The organism is Methylobacterium thuringiense (genome assembly GCF_022179645.1).
Lineage (GTDB): Bacteria > Pseudomonadota > Alphaproteobacteria > Rhizobiales > Beijerinckiaceae > Methylobacterium > Methylobacterium thuringiense.
Window position 1 is genome coordinate 42,255 of sequence record NZ_BPRA01000006.1, and the last position, 17,210, is coordinate 59,464.

A 17,210-nucleotide genomic window follows, 5' to 3' on the forward strand; every position below is an offset into this window, starting at 1 on the left:
CATCGTCTCAAGCGTTAATGCCGGTCGGCAGGTTACTGGTTGCCGGGCAGCGAGAACACCGTGAGCTGGCCGCCGAGGTTGGTGTAGCTCGACAGGGCCGCGTAGCCGCCGACGGCGCCGAGGCCGGCGTTCGGGTCGGTCAGGCCGGCCGCGAGGCCGATGCCGGCCCAGCCGCCGACGCCCGACAGGATGCCGATGAACTGCTTGCCCTTGTGCTCGTAGGTCATCACGTTGCCGATGATGCCCGACGGGGTCTTGAACTTGTAAAGTTCCTTACCCGTCTTGGCGTCGACGGCCTTCAGGTAGCCTTCGAGCGTGCCGTAGAAGACGATGTCGCCGGCCGTGGCAAGCGCGCCGCCCCAAGCGGAGAACTGCTCCGGATCGGACCACACGATCTTCCCCTTCACGCCGTCCCAGGCGATGAAGTTGCCCATGCCGCCATGGCTGTTCGGCGCAGGATACATCGACAGGGTTGCGCCGACATAGGGCTGACCCGGGGTGTAGGAGACCTTGAAGGGCTCGTAGTCCATGCAGACGTGGTTGGTCGGCACGTAGAACAGGTTCGTCTTCGGCGAGTAGGCCGCAGGCTGCTGGTCCTTGGAGCCGAGGGCCGCCGGGCAGATGCCCTTGGAGTTGACGTCCTCGCCGTTCTGCTCCGTCGAGTATTTGGCGACGCCTTCCGGGCGCCCCGTCTTCATGTCGACCTTGGTGGCCCAGTTCACGGCCGGATCGAACTTCTCGGCGACGAGCAGTGCGCCGTTCTCGCGGTTCAGCGTGTAGCCGAAGCCGTTGCGGTCGAAGTGGGTCAGCAGCGGCGTCTCCTTGCCGTCGACCTTCTGGTCCGTGAGGATCATCTCGTTGATGCCGTCGAAGTCCCACTCGTCGTGGGGCGTCATCTGGTAGACCCACTTGGCGACGCCGGTATCGACGTCACGTGCCCAGACTGTCATGGACCACTTGTTGTCGCCCGGGCGCTGCTTGGGGTTCCAGGTCGAGGGGTTGCCCGAGCCGTAGTACATCAGGTTGAGCTTCGGATCGTAGGAGTACCAGCCCCAGGTGCAGCCGCCGCCGGTCTTCCACTGGTCGCCTTCCCAGGTCTTCAGCGACGAGTCCTTTCCGACGGGCTGGCCCAGAGAGGTGGTCTTCTCCGGGTCGATCAGCATCTCGTTGTCCGGACCCATGGAGTAGCCACGCCAGACCTGCTTGCCATCCTTCAGGTTGTAGGCCGTGACGTGGCACCGAACGCCGAACTCACCACCGGACACGCCGACGATGACCTTGTCCTTCACCGGCAGCACGGTGGCGGTGTTGGTCGCGCCCTTCGAGGGGTCGTCGTTCTTGACCGACCAGTTGACCTTTCCGGTCTTCGCGTCGAGCGAGACGACGGTGGTGTCGGCCTGGTGCAGGATGATCGCGCCGTCGGCGTAGGCAAGGCCACGATTGACCGTGTCGCAGCACATCACCGGGATCACGGCCGGATCCTGCTTGGGCTCGTACTTCCAGACGATCTTCGACTGCTGGTCGAGGTCGAGGGCGTAGACGATGTTCGGGAAGGGCGTATGCACGTACATCATGTTGCCGATGACGAGCGGCGCACCCTCGTGGCCACGCAGGACGCCGGTGGAGAAGGTCCAGGCGACCTGGAGGTTCTTGACGTTCTTGGAGTTGATCTGATCGAGGGTCGAATAGCGCTGGTTGGTGTAGTCCTTACCCGGGAACGCCCATTGCTTGTCGTCCTTCATCATCTGCTGCAGCCCGTCGTTGGCGGCAGCCGGCAGCATCGTGGCGGCGTAAGCCACGGATGCCAATAAGAGCATCTTCCTCATAGGTGTTCCTCCGCAGCGATCCCGGCCGCCTGATCGTTCTCGCCAAGTCGGCTTCGTCGCGTTGCACTTCCGATCTTTCGACCGGTTCAGGCCGTCGGTCCGTGCGCGATGCCGAACCGATGATGATCCTGTGCCGAGTACCGTTCGGGCAGACGGCAAGATCACCGGCGCAATTGATAGCCCCACTCCAAATAAACACAATAAGATTTTTCTAAGTGCGGCACTTTTTCCAGTATGCGTAAAACATATATATAATATAGGCATGCCAATGCATCCCGAATAATCCTTAGATTAATCAGGGTAAGAGCAATACTGTTTAAAAAAATGAAAGGAAATTGGTTTTTTTCTCAGAATTTCTCATCAGTTTGATGATTGACTCTGAAGCTTTCCAGTTTATCTTTCACCTTGTTTGCGACTGACTGATCTTAGTCATTTCATGGCGACAATATTGCCGCTCTCAAGAAGTTGCCATGAGGCAAGACGAGATCGTTGGCGGAGTCGAAAGACTCCGCCTTTTTTTGACCGGTACTGATTCGGGTTCAGCTCAAAGCTGATCCCATGCGCGGCGATCCGGGCATGGGTTGCGGGCGTCAGAACTCGGGGGAGGAATGGATCATGGGCTACGGCTCACGTTTGACCCCCTCGCGAGGGCTGTTGACGATGGTGAGCGTGCCGGAGAGGGGATGGACAAAAACAGCCCTACCCGCGCCGGAGGCGCTCGGTAGAAGCTATCGTCCAGGTCGTAGGGACCTGGCAGTTGTCGGGGAGCTTCATCCCCATCCCACGTTGGGGAACGTGAACTAATCCGTCGATGGCGTCAATCGCGACGGCGAGGCGTCTTCGAGAGTTCAGCGGTATGGCGACAAGCGAGGGCCGGAAGTCCATGGGGCGGCAGCCGATTTCGGTCCTGGTCCAACGGCGCTGGGCGTCCAGGCGGCCCTTCGGGGATTATTCCGACGAGGCCTTGCATCGAAAGCTGGAGACCGAGGCGTTGAAGCCCTGGGCCCAGATCCTGGCAAGGAGGGAGCTCAAGTCGCGAACGGAACAGTCCGGACTACCCACCCACCACCGCCTGCGACAGGAATTGGCCGCCCTCTCCGGCGACGGCGGAGGCGACGATGCCGTCCAGGTCAATGGAGGGTATGTTTCTCAGGACGCCGGTGGCACCGAGCGCTAGGCTCAGCCCGCCAACGAGGCCTATTCCCATCAGGACGCCTAGGACGGCGGTTGGTGCCGCGCCCCCGGGAGCCGTGGCGGGCGGAGCCGCCAGCACTCCCAATCCTTCGAACGGCAGCGCCCGGCCGGACATGACGTATCCGACCGTATGGAGGGGCTGGATCAAGCTCGCCCTGGCCTGGAGCGGGAGCGCGCGATCATCGCAACGTGCGATCCCGTCGACGGAGAAGTAGGTGAACCGTCGCCTGGTCCGAAAAGAAGCAATGCGGACACCCCGTCGAACCAGCGGAGAACGACTGGAGACTGTACGCCCTGAAGCCCCGCCGATAGCCCCGCGACGGCTAGCACGCCCAGGGCTGAGCCGGACGCCGCGCTGCGCCAGCCGAACCGGAAGGCCATCGCCGTGAGGATGGTGACGCCGGTGAGGACGGCGGCGAATTTCGCCTGGAAGGCCAGGACGGCCATGACAGGTTCGCCACGGGCATCGTGGTCAGCCCCGGTAGGCGACGAGCGCCGCCCCGGCTGCGATGAACGCAACGCCCACCCAGTTGGGAAGCGACAACCGTTCGCCGAGGAAGATGACGCCGAAGATCGCGACGAGGACGACGCTCAGCTTGTCGATCGGCGCGACCCGCGCCGCGTCGCCGAGCTTCAGAGCCCGGAAATAGCAGAGCCACGAACCGCCGGTGGCGAGGCCCGAGAGCACCAGGAAGACATAGCTGCGTGCGGATACGGATTCGAGCGGTTGCCACTGGCCGGTCCCGAGCAGGATGGCTCCGAGCGTACAGAGGATCACGACGGTGCGGATGAAGGTGGCGAAATCCGAGTTGACGTTCGCGATGCCGACTTGGCGAACACCGCGGTCAGCGCTGCGAAGGCGGCCGAGAGCAGCGCCCAGAATTGCCAGGAAACCAGGAGCGGCCTCAAGCGCCGCCTCCATCCAGCATGCTCCGCAGAATGGCCAGGGCGGCGAAGAGCGCCGCTACGGACAGTATGACCGAGGCGAGGACGTAGGCCACGGCCGCGCCCAGCTCACCCCGCTCGTAGAGCAGCGCGGTTTCGAGGGAGAATGCCGAGAAGGTGGTGAAGCCCCCGAGGATGCCCGTCGTCAGGAACAGCCTCCACTGCTGCGGCAGACCAGAACGGAGGGCGAAATACTCGGCGACGAGGCCCATGAGGAAGGAGCCGAGCACGTTGATGCCCAGCGTGCCGTACGGAAACGTGCCCGATCCGAGGAGACGCAGGGCGGCCAGGTTGACGCCATGTCGGAACGCACCGCCGATCCCGGCCCCGAGAAACACGATCAAGAAACCCACGTATTCACCTCACATCGTTCGTTTGCGGGCTGGATCCCGTCGGTACGTCCTCGCCACGTTTCCGGAGCCGGCCAGCATCCGTCCAGCGCGGCGGCGTCCAGCTGCCACCGACACATCATCCGGCCGGTACGTCGGTCGGATATCGGACGCCCGGATACAGGCGGCCCGGACCGACCGGGAGGGTCGGGAGTACGGCCGTCCCCATGACGTGGACCATCGTCCACCGATCCGGTCTGGTGCGCGTCGGTAGGGCGGCCAGGGTCAGGAACATGATCGTCGACATGGCGGCGTGACCGCTCGGGAAGCTCGCGGCGGATATCCGGACGGAAGAACGGATGTGCGGACGTGGCCGGTCGAAGGTCGGTTTGAGCAGGATGCCGATGACCGCGCCACCGAGTGCGGCGGCGACCGTCAGGATGGCGGCGGCGCGGGCGAGGAGCAGGTAGCCGACCACGGCAGCAAACCCGAAGCCGAGGAAGCCGAAGCTTCCGAGCGCGGCCATGTCACGCGCCAATTCTCCGAGCCAGGGCGGTCCGATGGGATTGGGGGGATCGCTGCGGGACCGAAATGCCGTGAGCGCCGCCGGGTCGAAGCCGGCGGTCACCGCCAGTGGCACCCCTCCGGCCAGCAGGCCGAAACCGAGGGTCGGGGCCGCGACGACGAACGAGGCGGCGACGGAGTCGTTTCCTTCCCCAGCCACCTGGGCCGGGCACCGGACGAACGGGAACTTGCAAGGTCTGGCCGCCATCTTGCCCTTCGTCATACGACCGGAAGGCAACGAAAATCCCGCCTATGCGGCGGGTGGCGTCTGGGCGCACTCCCACCGCGGCGAGGTCATTCGCGACCTCTCGCAGCAGGAGCCATCAGCCTCCGTGGAGGCGGTTGTCGGGGAGCTCCATCCCCATCGCGGTTCCAGGACCTAGCTCAGGGAGCGGTCGGACGTCAAAACCTTTCCCCCGCATACCGCGGTCCCCGAGCCCGCGTCCGGTTGCGGCTTCGTGTCGGCCGGTTTGACACTGGTTCTGGAAATCCAACACGCGGTACCCGTCCCGGACGTCCCGGACGTCCCGGACGTCCCGGCAGGGTGGAAAGCGGCCTCGGCAGGGTGCACCCCTTGAGTGGCGAGCTGACCCAAGCCGGGGTCATCGCGTCCGGGTGACAATCGGCTCATAAGGCATCATCACTGGCTTCGGTCCCGGCCGCCAGTGCCTGAGAGCAGCGAGCGCTCCCGCCCTGATCACGCGGAGAACGTCTGTGTCTGACAGCAGACCTTTGGCTATCCTCATCGCAGAGGCTGACCAACTCGTGAGTATGGTCACCGCCGACATGCTGACGGATGTTGGTTATCAGGCCATGGAGGTCAGCACCGCCGCCGAGGCCCTGGCGGTGCTTCGAGGACCGACCACTGTGCGCATGCTGATCACGGGGCGCAGCATTGTGGGCGATGGTGTTGCCCTCGCCCACCTCGTCCACCACCGTTGGCCCGGTGTCGGCATCATTGTCACCTCGGGCGCCGGAGCCGAGCTTAAGCGCGAGTTGCCGCCGGGTACGCGCTTGCTCAGAAAGCCGTACAGGTTTGCGGACCTGATCCATGAGGTGGAAGCCGGCCTCGCACAGGTACGGGACGAGCCCGCGCCAGCGCCCGTATTGCCGGTCGGCGTACCGCCCCATAGGGGACTGGACCTGGGCCACGGCGTGGGCGCCATTGCCGCTCCCTCGACCGAGCCGGACAAGACGTGATCTCTGTCTCCACGACGATTGGTCCGTTTCCCCAACCGGCGGGACGAGTCTGGTGAGCTTGGCGTCCTGATCGACAGACCCAAGGCACAAGGGTCCGCCATGGGCCGCGGGCGGCCCCTCCTGGCAGGTATCAAGCGTCGGAGTCCGACCGCTAGTGCTCAAAATCTGACGGATGGAACCCATGGCCTGGGTCCGCAGCCGACCCTTCTAGGACCCTCGGAAGGTCCGGTTTCAGGCTCTGGATGCGATCGGCGTGTCTAGCGGCACCATGAGTGCGATCTGGATCGTTCTGGGCACCATCCTGGTCGCCGCGCTCGTCGCTCTCGCCCCCGCAATGCGCTGATTCCTGACGAAGGCAACTGCGTTTCATCGATATGATCGATGACAATGTTCATATCGTTCTGTTGGATTGAACTGCGTGGATGAGGAATTGTGGCTCTTGAGTTCTGGAGTCGTCCGATGATCCCCACCACGCCAACCCGCTTCGCAATGATCTCCGCGGGAGCTCGCGCCATTCTGCCGGGCCTTGCGCTCTGCATCGCGGTGACCGCCATAGCCCTGGCGCTGGAGGCGGCGGAAGAAGAAGCCTTCGGCCGTGCCTGGCTCGAAGCCCTGGTGCTGGCGATCCTGCTCGGGAGCGCGATCCGCACCGCCTGGACTCCGTCGCAGCGGTTCTTCCCCGGCATCGCCTTCGGGGCGAAGACCGTTCTGGAGATCGCTGTCGTGCTGTTGGGGGCGTCGCTCAGCCTCGCGACGATCCTCGCCGCCGGTCCGGGCCTACTCTTCGGCATCGCCGGCGTCGTCGTGGTCGCGATCCTGTCGAGCTACGGCATCGGCCGGGCGCTCGGGCTGCATCCGCGCATGGCGATCCTCGTCGCATGCGGGAACTCGATCTGCGGGAATTCGGCCATCGCGGCGACTGCGCCGGTGATCGGCGCCGATGGCGAGGACGTCGCTTCGTCCATCGCCTTCACGGCGGTGTTGGGCGTGCTCGTCGTTCTCGGTCTACCCCTGCTGGTTCCGCTGCTCGGTCTCTCGCCGATGCAGTACGGGGTGCTCGCCGGACTCACCGTTTATGCGGTTCCCCAGGTGCTTGCCGCCACCGCGCCGGTCGCGGCGCTCAGCGTCCAGGTCGGGACGCTGGTCAAGCTGGTGCGCGTGCTGATGCTCGGCCCGGTGGTGCTGGCGCTCTCCCTCAGCGCGAGCCGGCTGCGCGAGGAGACGGACGCGGCCGCACCTCGCGTCACGGCTGGCGACCGGCCGGCCGCCGGCCGTCTCGCGATCCACCGGCTCGTGCCATGGTTCATCCTGGCCTTCCTGGCGGTCGCCGGCCTGCGCTCGGCCGGACTGATCCCGGCCGTCGCTCTCAAGCCGATCTCGCAGACGGCCAACCTCCTCACTATCGTCTCGATGGCCGCGCTCGGCCTGGGGGTCGACGTGCGCAGCGTCGCCAAGGCCGGTGCCCGTGTGACCCTGGCGGTGGTCGCCTCGCTCCTCGCCCTTGGCGCTGTCAGCCTCGGCCTGATCCGCGTGCTCGGCCTCGCCTGAACCTATCGGCTAGGGCGAAGCCGGATCAGGCCCCGGCAAGGCAGGGCGAGACGAAGAGCTCACCGCGATAGGCCCCGCGCAAGGTGCGCACGGACACGACCAGCCAGAGCAGGGTCAGCAAGCCGACGAGGCCCGCTCCGAGCCAGGCGAAGCCGCTCAACTCCGTCACTTCGCCGATCCGCAGGGTCGCCAGGGCATAGACCCCGAGGGGGAAAATGTAGCCCCACCAGCCGAGGTTGAACGGAACGCCGGCGCGTAGGTAGCGCACGGTGACGGCGAGCGAGAGCAGGAACCACCAGGCACCGTAGCCCCAGAGGATCAGCGCGCCGATCAGGCCCGTGATCCGGAGGATCTCGGGCGCACCGGCAAAACCGCCCGCCGCGAGGATCGGGCCACCGGCCTGCCCCAGCACGAGCAGGCCGAGCGCCCCGGTTCCGAGCGGACCGAGGGAGAGCCAGCTTGATGCGGCCATCTCTCGCGGCGGCAGGTTGTGGAGCGCCATGCGCAGCACCAGGATCGCCAGGATGCTCAGCGCGAGCGGCACCGAGACGCCCCAGAGCACGAAGCTCGTGACGATGACGGCGAGTTGCTGGCTCTCGCCGCTCAGGGCCGGCGCGAGCAGGCCACCGGAGACGGCCACGACCTCGGCGGTCACCACCGGCAGGAGCCACACGGCCGTCATCTGGTCGATGCGGTGCTCCTGGCGAGTGAACATCAGGTAGGGGATCGCCACGGCACAGATCAGGGCGAGCGCCACGTCGAACCACCACAGCGGCAGGGCAATGCGGATAGTCTCGGCGCCGAGATAGGGCGGCCCGAAGATCAGCAGCCCGTTCAGCAGCGTCGCCAGCGCCATCGGGATCGCCCCGAAGAACATCGACACCGTCGAGTGCCCGAAGATGCGCCGGGCGCCGTCGAAGAAGAAGATCCAGCGCGCCCCGTAGAGCAGGCAGAACGCGGCGAAGAGAATGACGGAGCCGAGCCAGAGACCGAGCGGGACCGGGGCCAACAGGGCATGCGTCGTGGGCAGACGGTCGAGGGCCAGGGCGACCACACCGGTGCCCATCACCACCGTGAACCAGTTCGGCGTGAACTGCCGGATCACGTCGCGCGGATGCTGGAGGCGCGAGAGCGGCTTCAGGCCGGTGCTGATCGCTAGCAGACTGGACTCGGACACGGGGCGCGCTTCCGGGCTTCGAGGAGAGGTAGGACGGGCTCTAGCACAACGCCGCATCGCGCGTCGTCGCGATGGACAGCGGCTCGAACGCCACGATAAAACATCGAAAGAAACGATGAGAATAAGCTAATCAAACTATTGGAATGAATGGTTTCCGGCCGCTACCTTCTCGTCATCCCGAACCGACGTGACGACCCCACCAGAAGGATATCGACCATGACCCGTACCATCGCTGCCCTCGCTCTTGCCGCTTTCGCCCTCGTTGGAATGACGGGCCTCTCGCAGGCCCAGGGTCTCCGCGCTCCGCAGGCCCGCTCCATCAGCAGCCCATCCGCACTGGTCTACGGCGACACCGATGGCGCCAACGCCAAGAACCCGGCGCTTCCGGCCTACGCGCGTGGCCGCGGCCAGGAAACCGGTGGCCCGGCGCGCCAGCTGATCGGCCGCTGAGAGCGCCACCCCAGCCGCCGGCCACATGTCCGGCGGCACGAGAGGCATGAACCACCCGCTCGACAGGAGATCGATCATGACCCGACCCACCATCGAGACCATCGACGAGGCCCGGCAGGGCGAGACCAGCGGCCATATGCGCTGGGTCCTGTTCTGGACGGTCGCGCTGACCATCGCCGCCATCTGCACCGCCTGGCTGGCGATCATTTGACCGGTCGCGGATCGTCGATGGAGATCGAAAATCTCCCGATGATCTATATCGTAGATCGTTGTGATCTTCAGCTGTCGTTGGATGGAATAATCGTCTCACCGTAGTATCTCGTCCTGAGGAGGACGCCTCCTCGCCATGATGTCCGGGACCGACGATTCGAATTTGCGATGGCGAAACCGAACCATCGTGCTTGACGCCAATTCCATCCGCCGCCGGCGAGGCCGAATCCCAACGACCGGCCGACGTGGCCCAACAGACGATTTTAGGGAGACATCATGCGCCACCTGCACGAACCGATGAACCGCCGCCTTGTCCTGGGTGGGCTCGGGCTCGGCAGCCTCGGCGCCGCAATGCCGGCCTGGGCTGCAGGCTCGGTGAAGCTTCCGCTGCCCGGCGGCCCAGACGAGCGGGCGCTGACCACCGCATTTCCGGGCAAGGGCGAGATGATCCTCCAGCGCACCCATCCGCCGCTGCTGGAGACGCCGTTCTCGGTGTTCGACGAGGGCGTGTTCACCCCCAACGACCGCTTCTATGTGCGGTGGCACTGGGCCTCGATCCCGACCGAGGTCGATGCCGACGCCTTCCGGCTCAAGGTCCACGGGCATGTCGACAAGGAACTCTCGCTCTCGCTGGACGCCATCGCCAGCCTGCCGCGCTTCGAGATCGCTGCGGTGAACCAGTGCTCGGGCAATTCCCGTGGGTTGTTCGAGCCGCGGGTGCCCGGCGCGCAATGGGCCAACGGCTCGATGGGCAACGCCAGATGGACGGGCGTGCGCCTCAAGGACGTGCTCGCAAAGGCCGGCATCAAGCCCGGCGCCGTGCAGGTGCGCTTCGACGGCCTCGACGCGCCGGTGGTCGACGATGCCCCGGACTTCAAGAAGTCGCTCGATCTCGACCACGCCAACAATGGGGAGGTGATGATCGCCTACGCCATGAACGGCGAGCAGCTGCCGCTGCTCAACGGCTTCCCGCTCCGCCTCGTGGTGCCGGGCTGGTACTCGACCTACTGGGTCAAGATGCTCTCCGACATCGAGGTGCTGGACAAGCCAGACGACCAATACTGGATGAAGACCGCCTACCGCATCCCGGACGTGCCGGGCGCCAACATCAAGCCAGGTCAGACCGGCTTCAAGACGGTGCCGATCAACAGGATGGTGCCGCGCTCCTTCGTCACCAACCTTCAGGACGGCGCCAAGGTGGCGGCCGGATCGCCGGTGGCGTTGCGCGGCATCGCCTTCGGCGGCGATTGCGGGGTGAAGGCTGTCGAGTTCTCCGGAGACGGCGGGGCGACGTGGTTCCCGGCGCAGCTCGGCACGGACGAGGGTCCCTACAGCTTCCGCCGCTTCGACGGCAGCCTGCCGGCGCTGGCCGCCGGGACCCACACGGTCAGGGTCCGCTGCACCAACACCAACGGCGTCGCCCAGGGCATGGACCGGGTCTGGAACGCGGCCGGCTTCATGCAGAACGGCATCGAGGCCGTGTCCTTCCAGGCCGCTTGAGGAGAACAGCCATGACCCTTATCCGCCCTGCGGCCCTGATCGCCACGCTCATTCTGTCTCCTCTGATGGCGCTCGCAGCGCCGGCTCCCGAGCCGATGCGCTTTACCTCGCAATCCATCGAGATGCCGACCTCCGACCGGATCTTCCCCGACGGGCCGGGGGTGGAGGCGGTCAACAACAACTGCCTCGCCTGTCACTCGGCCGGGATGGTTTTGACCCAGCCCAAGCTCTCGAAAACGCAATGGACCGAGACCGTGAACAAGATGGTCCACGTCTACAAGGCGCCGATCGATCAGGCCGACGTGCAGACCATCGTCGACTACCTCACGGCGTTGAAGCCCACGCCTTGAGGCCGGATCCTGTCGGGGGATCAACCGGGCCGGGTGCCTTCTCGGCTTCCGGTGCGTTCTCGATGTCGCTACGTCACAAACGATGGACAAAGACCCCATGCTCGGCCTGTTCCAGCGCAAGGACCGCCTCATCGTCCACGGCGAGGCGCCCTACAACGCCGAGCCGCGGCTCGATCGCCTGCGGGCGTCCTTCCTCACCGACCAGGCCGACTTCTACGTCCGCAGCCACGGCAACATCCCGGACATCGACGCCGACGACTACCGGTTGACCGTCGACGGGATGGTCGCCACGCCGCTCGAACTCTCGCTGGCGGATCTCAAGGAACGCTTCGCGCCCGTCACCGTCACGGCGGTGATGCAATGCGCGGGCAACCGCCGGGCCGACATGCTGGCTGTGGCCCCGGTTTCCGGCGACCCGTGGGCGCCCGGCGCCATCGGCAATGCGGAATGGACCGGGGTGCGGCTCGCCGACGTGTTGCAGGCCGCCGGATGCGAGGCTGGCGAAGAGCGTCATGTCGCCTTCGAGAGCCACGACCGGATCGCGGAGTCGGACACACGCTTCGGCGCCTCGATCCCGTTGGCCAAGGCGCTGGCACCCGAGACGCTGCTTGCCTTCGCGATGAACGGCGAGGCGCTCGCCCCCGAGCACGGTCACCCCTTGCGCGTGGTGGTGCCGGGCTTTGCCGGCATCCGCAGCCCGAAATGGCTTGCCCGCATCACGGTGCAGGATCAGCCCTCCGACAACCCGATGCAGGCCGACGACTACAAGCTGTTTCCGCCCGACGTGACGGCCGAGACCGCCGACCCGGCCGCTGGCCACACCATCGAGGCGATGCCGCTCAACAGCGCGATCTGCGAGCCCGCCCGCGGCGCAGCCCTGAAAGCCGGTCGGCACTCGATCCGCGGCTACGCCATCGCCAGCGACCGCGCCGTCGCCCGGGTCGACGTCTCGCCCGATGGCGGCCGTAGCTGGGCCCAGGCCCGGATCGAGCACGACAGGCGCGCTCCCTTCGCCTGGACCTTCTGGGAGATCGACCTCGATCTCGGCACAGGCGAGCATGAAGTCGCGGTGCGCGCCTGGGATTCCGCCGGCCAGACCCAGCCGGCCGCTCCCGACGATACCTGGAACTACAAAGGCTATCTCAGCGCGGCCTGGCACCGGGTGCGGGTCACCGTCGCCTGAGCCCCAGCCCCAGCGCTCAGGTCCAGAGCAGAGCGGTCGCGGCGAAGCCCGAGATCGCGATCAGCAGGATGGCGATGCCGACGGTTAGGACACGCGGCATCATCGGGATCTCGGCCCCCGCGAGGCGCGTGCGGATGGCCCGGTCGCGCCAGGCCGCCCCAGCGAACGAGGCCAATGCGCAAACGATCAGCGTCAGCGAGAGCACCTTCAGCGGCCAGACCGGTAGCACCTCTCGCAGAAAGCGCTGCGCGGCGAGGCCGCCGCCGAGGAAGGCGAGCCCGGTCCTCAGCCATGCCGCGAAGGTCCGCTCGGCGGCGAGCACCGTCCGGTCCTCGGCGAGCTTCACGCGCGGATCGTCGGGCGCGATGTCGCTCATCGGGGCGGCATCCCAATGAGATCGAGGAGCGCGTCGGCGACCCGGCTGCGATAGCGCTCCTTGTGACGTAGCACCCGGAACGGCCGCGTCGGCAGCGCGAAAGCAGCCTCGACCAGGGTTCCGGCCCGCAGAGATGCAGCGACCACGGTCTGCGACAGCATGGCGGCACCACCTCCGGCCTCGACCGCCGCGCGGACGGCCTCGTTGGAGGGCAGTTCGAGCATCACCTTCAGCCGGGCCGGTGCGACTCCGACTGCGGCGAGTGCATCCTCGAAGACCGAGCGCGTTCCAGACCCCGCCTCTCGCAGGACCCACTCGGCCTCCGCCAGATCCTCGGGCGAGAGCGCCCCGGCGGCTGCGAAGGGATGATCCGGCGCGACCACGAGGACGAGCTGGTCCTTGGCGACAGTGGTGCTCGCCAGCGTGGGATCCTCGACGCCGCCCTCGACGAAGCCGAGTTCGGCGATGCCCTCGCGTACGGCATGGGCCGCCTCGGCGGTGTTGCCCACCGATAGACGAACCACGATCTCCGGATGGGCCCGGCGGAAGGCGACGAGGTGCCGGGGCAGCCAGTCGCTGGCGGTGGTCTGGCTGGCGAACAGCGATAGCGTCCCGCGGCGCAGGCCGCTCAGATCGGCCAGCACCAGTTCGGCGGCCTCGGCTCGCGCGAGTACGGCCCGGGCCTCGATCAGGAAGACGCGGCCGGCCTCGGTCAGCTCGATCCCCCGCCCGACCCGGTGGAACAGCTTCGTCGCGTGCCGCCCCTCTATGTTGCCGATCGCGGTGCTGACGGCCGACTGCACGAGGTTCAGCGCCTCGGCCGCCCGCGTCACGTGTTCGCGCTCGGCCACGGCGACGAAGATGCGGAGCTGGTCGAGGGTCATGGCGCAGCCGATCCGGCGGGGCGGGCGGGCGCGAGCCCGCGCACCTGTGCATCCACAGCCTCGGCGACGCCGAGGAGGCGCGCCTCCGGCGTCCGCGCCGTGACGACATAGGCCATGCCGGCATCGATCCAGGAGAAGGCGGCGACGTCCCCCTCGCGGGCGAAACGGAAAATCGTGCGGCCCGCATCTGTGCCGGCACGGCTGTAGAGCGTCAGCCGGGTGCCCTTGTCGTCGTCGTACATCAGCAGTGCCGCCGGCTCCGAGCCCGCCGGCAGCAGGCGACCACCCATCAGGCGAAAGCCGAGCCCGCGCAGGTCCGGTGCCACGAGGCGGCGGCCGAGCCGCTGGGACAGCCATTGCACCAAGTGAGGCATCTCATTGGCACGGACCTCGACGGGATGAACGGTTTCCGAGACGAAGGTCCTGAAGGCCGCCACCGCATCCTGCGTCGCCGGCTCCGCCGCCAGCAGGATCGGGGCGGACGGATGAACGAGACCGCGCCCGATCCAGCCGGCGCCGGCTCCGAGGGTCAGGAACACCAGCGCTGCCGCTGCGAACGGACGCCAGCGCGCGACACGGAAGGCGTTCGGCCGCGTCAGGTTGGCAACGCGCAAGCGGGCCGGGATCGGCTCGTCGGCGACCGGCGCGAGCCGGGCGAGCAATTGCTCGCGCATCGCCCGGTCGGCGGCGATCCGGCCGGCAGCCTCGGGATGCTCGGCGAGCCAGGCCTCGACCATCGCACGGCGCGGCGTATCCAGCCGGCCGTCGACGAACGCATGCAGATCGTCCTCGCCCACCGGCCGCGGATCGGGCCCGCTCATTTTACCCTCCGCAGAAAGCCGGTCCGGCCGGTCTCGAGGAAGCCGCGCATCCGCTCCCGCGCCCGGCTCAGGCGCGACATGATCGTTCCAACCGGCACCCCGAGGACGCTCGCCGCCTCGGCATAGGACAGATCCTCCACCGCGACGAGAAGCAGGACCGAGCGCTGCTCCTCTGGCAGGGTGTCGAGCCCGGCCAGGATGTCGCGCAGCCCGAGGCCCGAAGCCGGATCGGCGCTCGTGTCCGGCACCTGGTCCAACAGGTCCGGCCCAGCCCGCGGCGCGGCGCGCTTCGTCCGGCGCAGGCCGGCGAGAAACAGGTTGCGCTGGATCGTGAACAGCCAGGCCCGCAGGTCGCCGTCGCACCGGCGTTGCGACCAGCCGGCGAGCGCCCTCTCCAGGGTGTCCTGAACCAGGTCGTCGGCGGCCTCGCGCTCGCGCAGCAGGGCATGGGCGTAGCGCCGCAAGCCCGGAATCTGCGGCTCGATCAACGCGGCGATCTCGTCCAAGCGCTCTCCCTTTGCAACGGCCCCTGTCGCGAGAGAGATGCCGGCGCCACGCATCTATTCCCTCGCACGATCCGAATTCGCGATCACGGACGCGGGACCGGATTTTTTTGCAAGGTCGCGGAATGAAAAGTCGCGGGCGGCATCTCTCCTTTCGAACACCGGCAATCGAGGTTTGGAGCGATCATGCGCGGAGCACAGGCATCCCTGGCGACCATCGCCTTGATCGCGACGGGGCTCGTCGGCGGATCGATGATGCGCCCGAGCCGGGCCGAGCCGGCACCGATGGCCGACAAGGCCGGCTTCGACGCGCTGATGCGCGAGTCCATGGAACGGATGCATGCCGAGATGGCGGTGCCGCCCTCCACCGATCCCGACCGCGATTTCGCGGCGATGATGATCCCGCATCACCAGGGCGCGGTCGACATGGCCAAGGCCGAACTCGCCTATGGCCAAGACCCGGTCCTGCGCCGGCTCGCGCAGGGGATCATCGTCGAGCAGCAGCAGGAGATCGAAGTCATGCGCCGGGCGCTCGCCGAGAGGCCGCCCGCAACGCCCGGCGCCGCGCCGTCGGCCGCCCACAGCCATCACCACTGACCGGCGGCCTACCCGCCCACCAAACAGGTATGAAGTTGCGATGAGACAGATCCTCCTGCCCACGCTGACGATGCTTCTGCTCGCAGGGACGGCGCTCGCCGGCCAAGCTCCGGGACCGGCCTCGGCGCCGGACGTGCCGGTCAGCGCGAAGGACCGGTTCTACACCTCCGACCAGTTCTCCAACACGGTCTCGGTGATCGACCCGGCCGCGAACTCCCTCCTCGGTGTGATCAAGCTTGGCGATCCGACGCCGATGAACCTGAGCCCGCTCTACAAGGGCCAGCTGCTCGTCCACGGCATGGGCTTCTCGCCCGACCGCAAAACCCTGCTCGCGGTCTCGATCGGCTCGAACTCCGTAAGCTTCATCGACACGGCGACGAATGCGGTGCGCCACACCAGCTATGTCGGCCGCTCGCCGCACGAGGCTTTCTTTACGCCGGACGGCAAGGAGGTCTGGGTCAGCGTGCGCGGCGAGGACTATCTCGCGGTGCTCGATGCCAGCACCGGCAAGGAGACCGGCCGCATCGCGGTTCCGAACGGGCCGGGCATGACGATTTTCTCGCCGGACGGACAATACGGCTACGTCTGCTCCAGCTTCAGCCCCGAGACCGTGGTGATCGATACCAAGACCCACGCCATCGTTGGCCGCGTGAAGCAGGAGAGCCCGTTCTGCCCCGACATCGCCGCGACGCCGGATGGCGAGCAGGTCTGGTTCACCCTCAAGGATGTCGGCCGCACTCAGGTGTTTGAGGCCAAACCGCCGTTCAAAGCCCTGAAGACCATTGAGACCGGACCGATCACCAACCACGTCAACATCGTGCGCACCAAAACCGGCCAGTTCGCCTACGTCACCATCGGCGGCCTGAACTTGGTCAAGGTGTTCCGCACAGATGACTTCTCGCAGATGGCGACCATCCCAACCGGGGCCCTGCCTCACGGACTCTGGCCCTCAGGCGATGGCAGCCGCGTCTATGTCGGCCTTGAGAATGCCGACAAGGCCGCGGTGATCGACACCGCTACCAACACGGTCGTCGCCGAGGTGCCGATTGGACAGGGCCCCCAGGGCGTTGCCTATGTGCCGAACGCCGTGCCGGAGGGCGACGGCCGGCAGAATCTCCAGCCTCTTGGCGCCGCGGGCAAGACCAGCGCGCTGACGCTGAACGGCACGGACGGAAAGCCGGCGACGCAGATCACCCTGTTCGACCAGGGCGTTCTCCAGACGCTGCAGGCCGCCGTCACCGGTCTCCCGGCGAAAATGCCGTTCGTGCTCGCGCTGTCCGACGATCCGAAGGGTGCGGGTATGATCGAGCCGCTGGCCGCCTTCATGACCAATCCGGCCGGCGCTGCCATCGTCAACGCCATCGGCCCGATCCGTCAGGTGATCCGCACCGATGCCGGTACGGGCCGCCGCTACTTGGTGGTGGCCGAAGGCAAGCCCGGCGAACTCGGCGGCGTCGTGCAGGTGCAGACCAAAGACTGATCAGGCGGCGTCGCGGATCGGGAGGGCGTAAATCCAAGTGTCGACCGAACCTCCCATACGGCTCCGGCCCCCG

The 17,210-nt window shown here is 66.8% G+C and carries 17 protein-coding genes, 1 pseudogene and 2 riboswitches; of the genes and pseudogenes, 9 read left to right on the forward strand and 9 right to left on the reverse strand.

Annotated features, from left to right (window positions below):
- Window positions 1-32: 32 nt before the first annotated feature.
- The 4 genes and pseudogenes from MFF07_RS06795 to MFF07_RS06810 form a co-directional block, all read right to left on the reverse strand.
- Window positions 33-1,826 carry a methanol/ethanol family PQQ-dependent dehydrogenase gene (locus MFF07_RS06795; protein WP_283206814.1) on the reverse strand — a complete coding sequence of 598 codons (1,794 nt, stop codon included), beginning with the start codon at window positions 1,824-1,826 and terminating at the stop codon, window positions 33-35.
- 715 nt (window positions 1,827-2,541) lie between these two features.
- Window positions 2,542-2,613: riboswitch (Fluoride riboswitch) on the reverse strand.
- An 879-nt stretch (window positions 2,614-3,492) separates the two neighbouring features.
- Window positions 3,493-3,929: pseudogene (locus MFF07_RS06800) on the reverse strand (EamA family transporter).
- Window positions 3,926-4,318, reverse strand: a complete 393-nt coding sequence (crcB, locus tag MFF07_RS06805) for a fluoride efflux transporter CrcB (protein WP_238231193.1) — start codon at window positions 4,316-4,318, stop codon at window positions 3,926-3,928. The pseudogene MFF07_RS06800 and the gene crcB overlap by 4 nt, the downstream one beginning before the upstream one ends.
- Before the next feature lie 115 nt (window positions 4,319-4,433).
- A complete protein-coding gene (locus MFF07_RS06810) occupies window positions 4,434-5,018 on the reverse strand; it encodes a phosphatase PAP2 family protein (protein ID WP_238231195.1) in 585 nt (194 codons plus the stop codon).
- Between the two features lie 147 nt (window positions 5,019-5,165).
- Window positions 5,166-5,230: riboswitch (Fluoride riboswitch) on the reverse strand.
- Between the two features lie 342 nt (window positions 5,231-5,572).
- Between MFF07_RS06810 and MFF07_RS06815 the strand changes: the two genes are divergently transcribed.
- Window positions 5,573-6,058: a hybrid sensor histidine kinase/response regulator gene (locus MFF07_RS06815; protein ID WP_238231197.1), complete on the forward strand. Its 486-nt coding sequence runs from the start codon at window positions 5,573-5,575 to the stop codon at window positions 6,056-6,058.
- 459 nt (window positions 6,059-6,517) lie between these two features.
- Complete coding sequence (locus MFF07_RS06820; protein ID WP_238231200.1) at window positions 6,518-7,606, forward strand: YeiH family protein; 1,089 nt, start codon at window positions 6,518-6,520, stop codon at window positions 7,604-7,606.
- A gap of 25 nt (window positions 7,607-7,631) precedes the next feature.
- Here MFF07_RS06820 and MFF07_RS06825 read toward each other — a convergent pair whose 3' ends face one another.
- Window positions 7,632-8,783, reverse strand: coding sequence for a TDT family transporter (locus MFF07_RS06825; protein ID WP_238231202.1), 1,152 nt, complete (start codon window positions 8,781-8,783; stop codon window positions 7,632-7,634).
- Between the two features lie 216 nt (window positions 8,784-8,999).
- Here MFF07_RS06825 and MFF07_RS06830 point away from each other — a divergent pair, with 216 nt between their 5' ends.
- From MFF07_RS06830 to MFF07_RS06845, 5 genes are all read left to right on the forward strand, one after another.
- Window positions 9,000-9,233, forward strand: coding sequence for a hypothetical protein (locus tag MFF07_RS06830; RefSeq protein ID WP_238231204.1), 234 nt, complete (start codon window positions 9,000-9,002; stop codon window positions 9,231-9,233).
- A gap of 76 nt (window positions 9,234-9,309) precedes the next feature.
- Window positions 9,310-9,444: a hypothetical protein gene (locus MFF07_RS22485; protein WP_283206815.1), complete on the forward strand. Its 135-nt coding sequence runs from the start codon at window positions 9,310-9,312 to the stop codon at window positions 9,442-9,444.
- 275 nt (window positions 9,445-9,719) lie between these two features.
- Window positions 9,720-10,943, forward strand: a complete 1,224-nt coding sequence (locus tag MFF07_RS06835; RefSeq protein ID WP_238231206.1) for a molybdopterin-dependent oxidoreductase — start codon at window positions 9,720-9,722, stop codon at window positions 10,941-10,943.
- 11 nt (window positions 10,944-10,954) lie between these two features.
- Complete coding sequence (locus MFF07_RS06840) at window positions 10,955-11,293, forward strand: c-type cytochrome (RefSeq protein WP_147816880.1); 339 nt, start codon at window positions 10,955-10,957, stop codon at window positions 11,291-11,293.
- A gap of 97 nt (window positions 11,294-11,390) precedes the next feature.
- Window positions 11,391-12,476 carry a sulfite oxidase gene (locus MFF07_RS06845; RefSeq protein ID WP_238231502.1) on the forward strand — a complete coding sequence of 362 codons (1,086 nt, stop codon included), beginning with the start codon at window positions 11,391-11,393 and terminating at the stop codon, window positions 12,474-12,476.
- Between the two features lie 16 nt (window positions 12,477-12,492).
- On the opposite strand, the gene MFF07_RS06850 is transcribed toward MFF07_RS06845, so the two are convergent.
- Genes MFF07_RS06850 through MFF07_RS06865 form a run of 4 tightly spaced genes read right to left on the reverse strand, consistent with a single transcriptional unit; the run spans window position 12,493 to window position 15,063 of the window.
- Window positions 12,493-12,852 carry a YidH family protein gene (locus MFF07_RS06850; RefSeq protein WP_238231207.1) on the reverse strand — a complete coding sequence of 120 codons (360 nt, stop codon included), beginning with the start codon at window positions 12,850-12,852 and terminating at the stop codon, window positions 12,493-12,495.
- On the reverse strand, window positions 12,849-13,736 hold the full coding sequence (locus MFF07_RS06855) for a LysR family transcriptional regulator (RefSeq protein WP_147816883.1): 888 nt from the start codon (window positions 13,734-13,736) through the stop codon (window positions 12,849-12,851). The genes MFF07_RS06850 and MFF07_RS06855 overlap by 4 nt, the downstream gene beginning before the upstream one ends.
- Window positions 13,733-14,557 carry an anti-sigma factor family protein gene (locus MFF07_RS06860; protein ID WP_238231210.1) on the reverse strand — a complete coding sequence of 275 codons (825 nt, stop codon included), beginning with the start codon at window positions 14,555-14,557 and terminating at the stop codon, window positions 13,733-13,735. The genes MFF07_RS06855 and MFF07_RS06860 overlap by 4 nt, the downstream gene beginning before the upstream one ends.
- Entirely contained in the window at window positions 14,554-15,063 is a 510-nt protein-coding gene (locus tag MFF07_RS06865) for an RNA polymerase sigma factor (protein ID WP_238231212.1), read from the reverse strand. The genes MFF07_RS06860 and MFF07_RS06865 overlap by 4 nt, the downstream gene beginning before the upstream one ends.
- Window positions 15,064-15,246: 183 nt before the next feature.
- Between MFF07_RS06865 and copM the strand changes: the two genes are divergently transcribed.
- Window positions 15,247-15,657 carry a CopM family metallochaperone gene (copM, locus tag MFF07_RS06870; RefSeq protein WP_238231213.1) on the forward strand — a complete coding sequence of 137 codons (411 nt, stop codon included), beginning with the start codon at window positions 15,247-15,249 and terminating at the stop codon, window positions 15,655-15,657.
- Between the two features lie 40 nt (window positions 15,658-15,697).
- The gene (locus tag MFF07_RS06875; protein ID WP_238231216.1) at window positions 15,698-17,137 is read left to right on the forward strand and encodes a YncE family protein; all 1,440 of its coding nucleotides are present in this window, start codon (window positions 15,698-15,700) and stop codon (window positions 17,135-17,137) included.
- Window positions 17,138-17,210 lie beyond the last annotated feature (73 nt).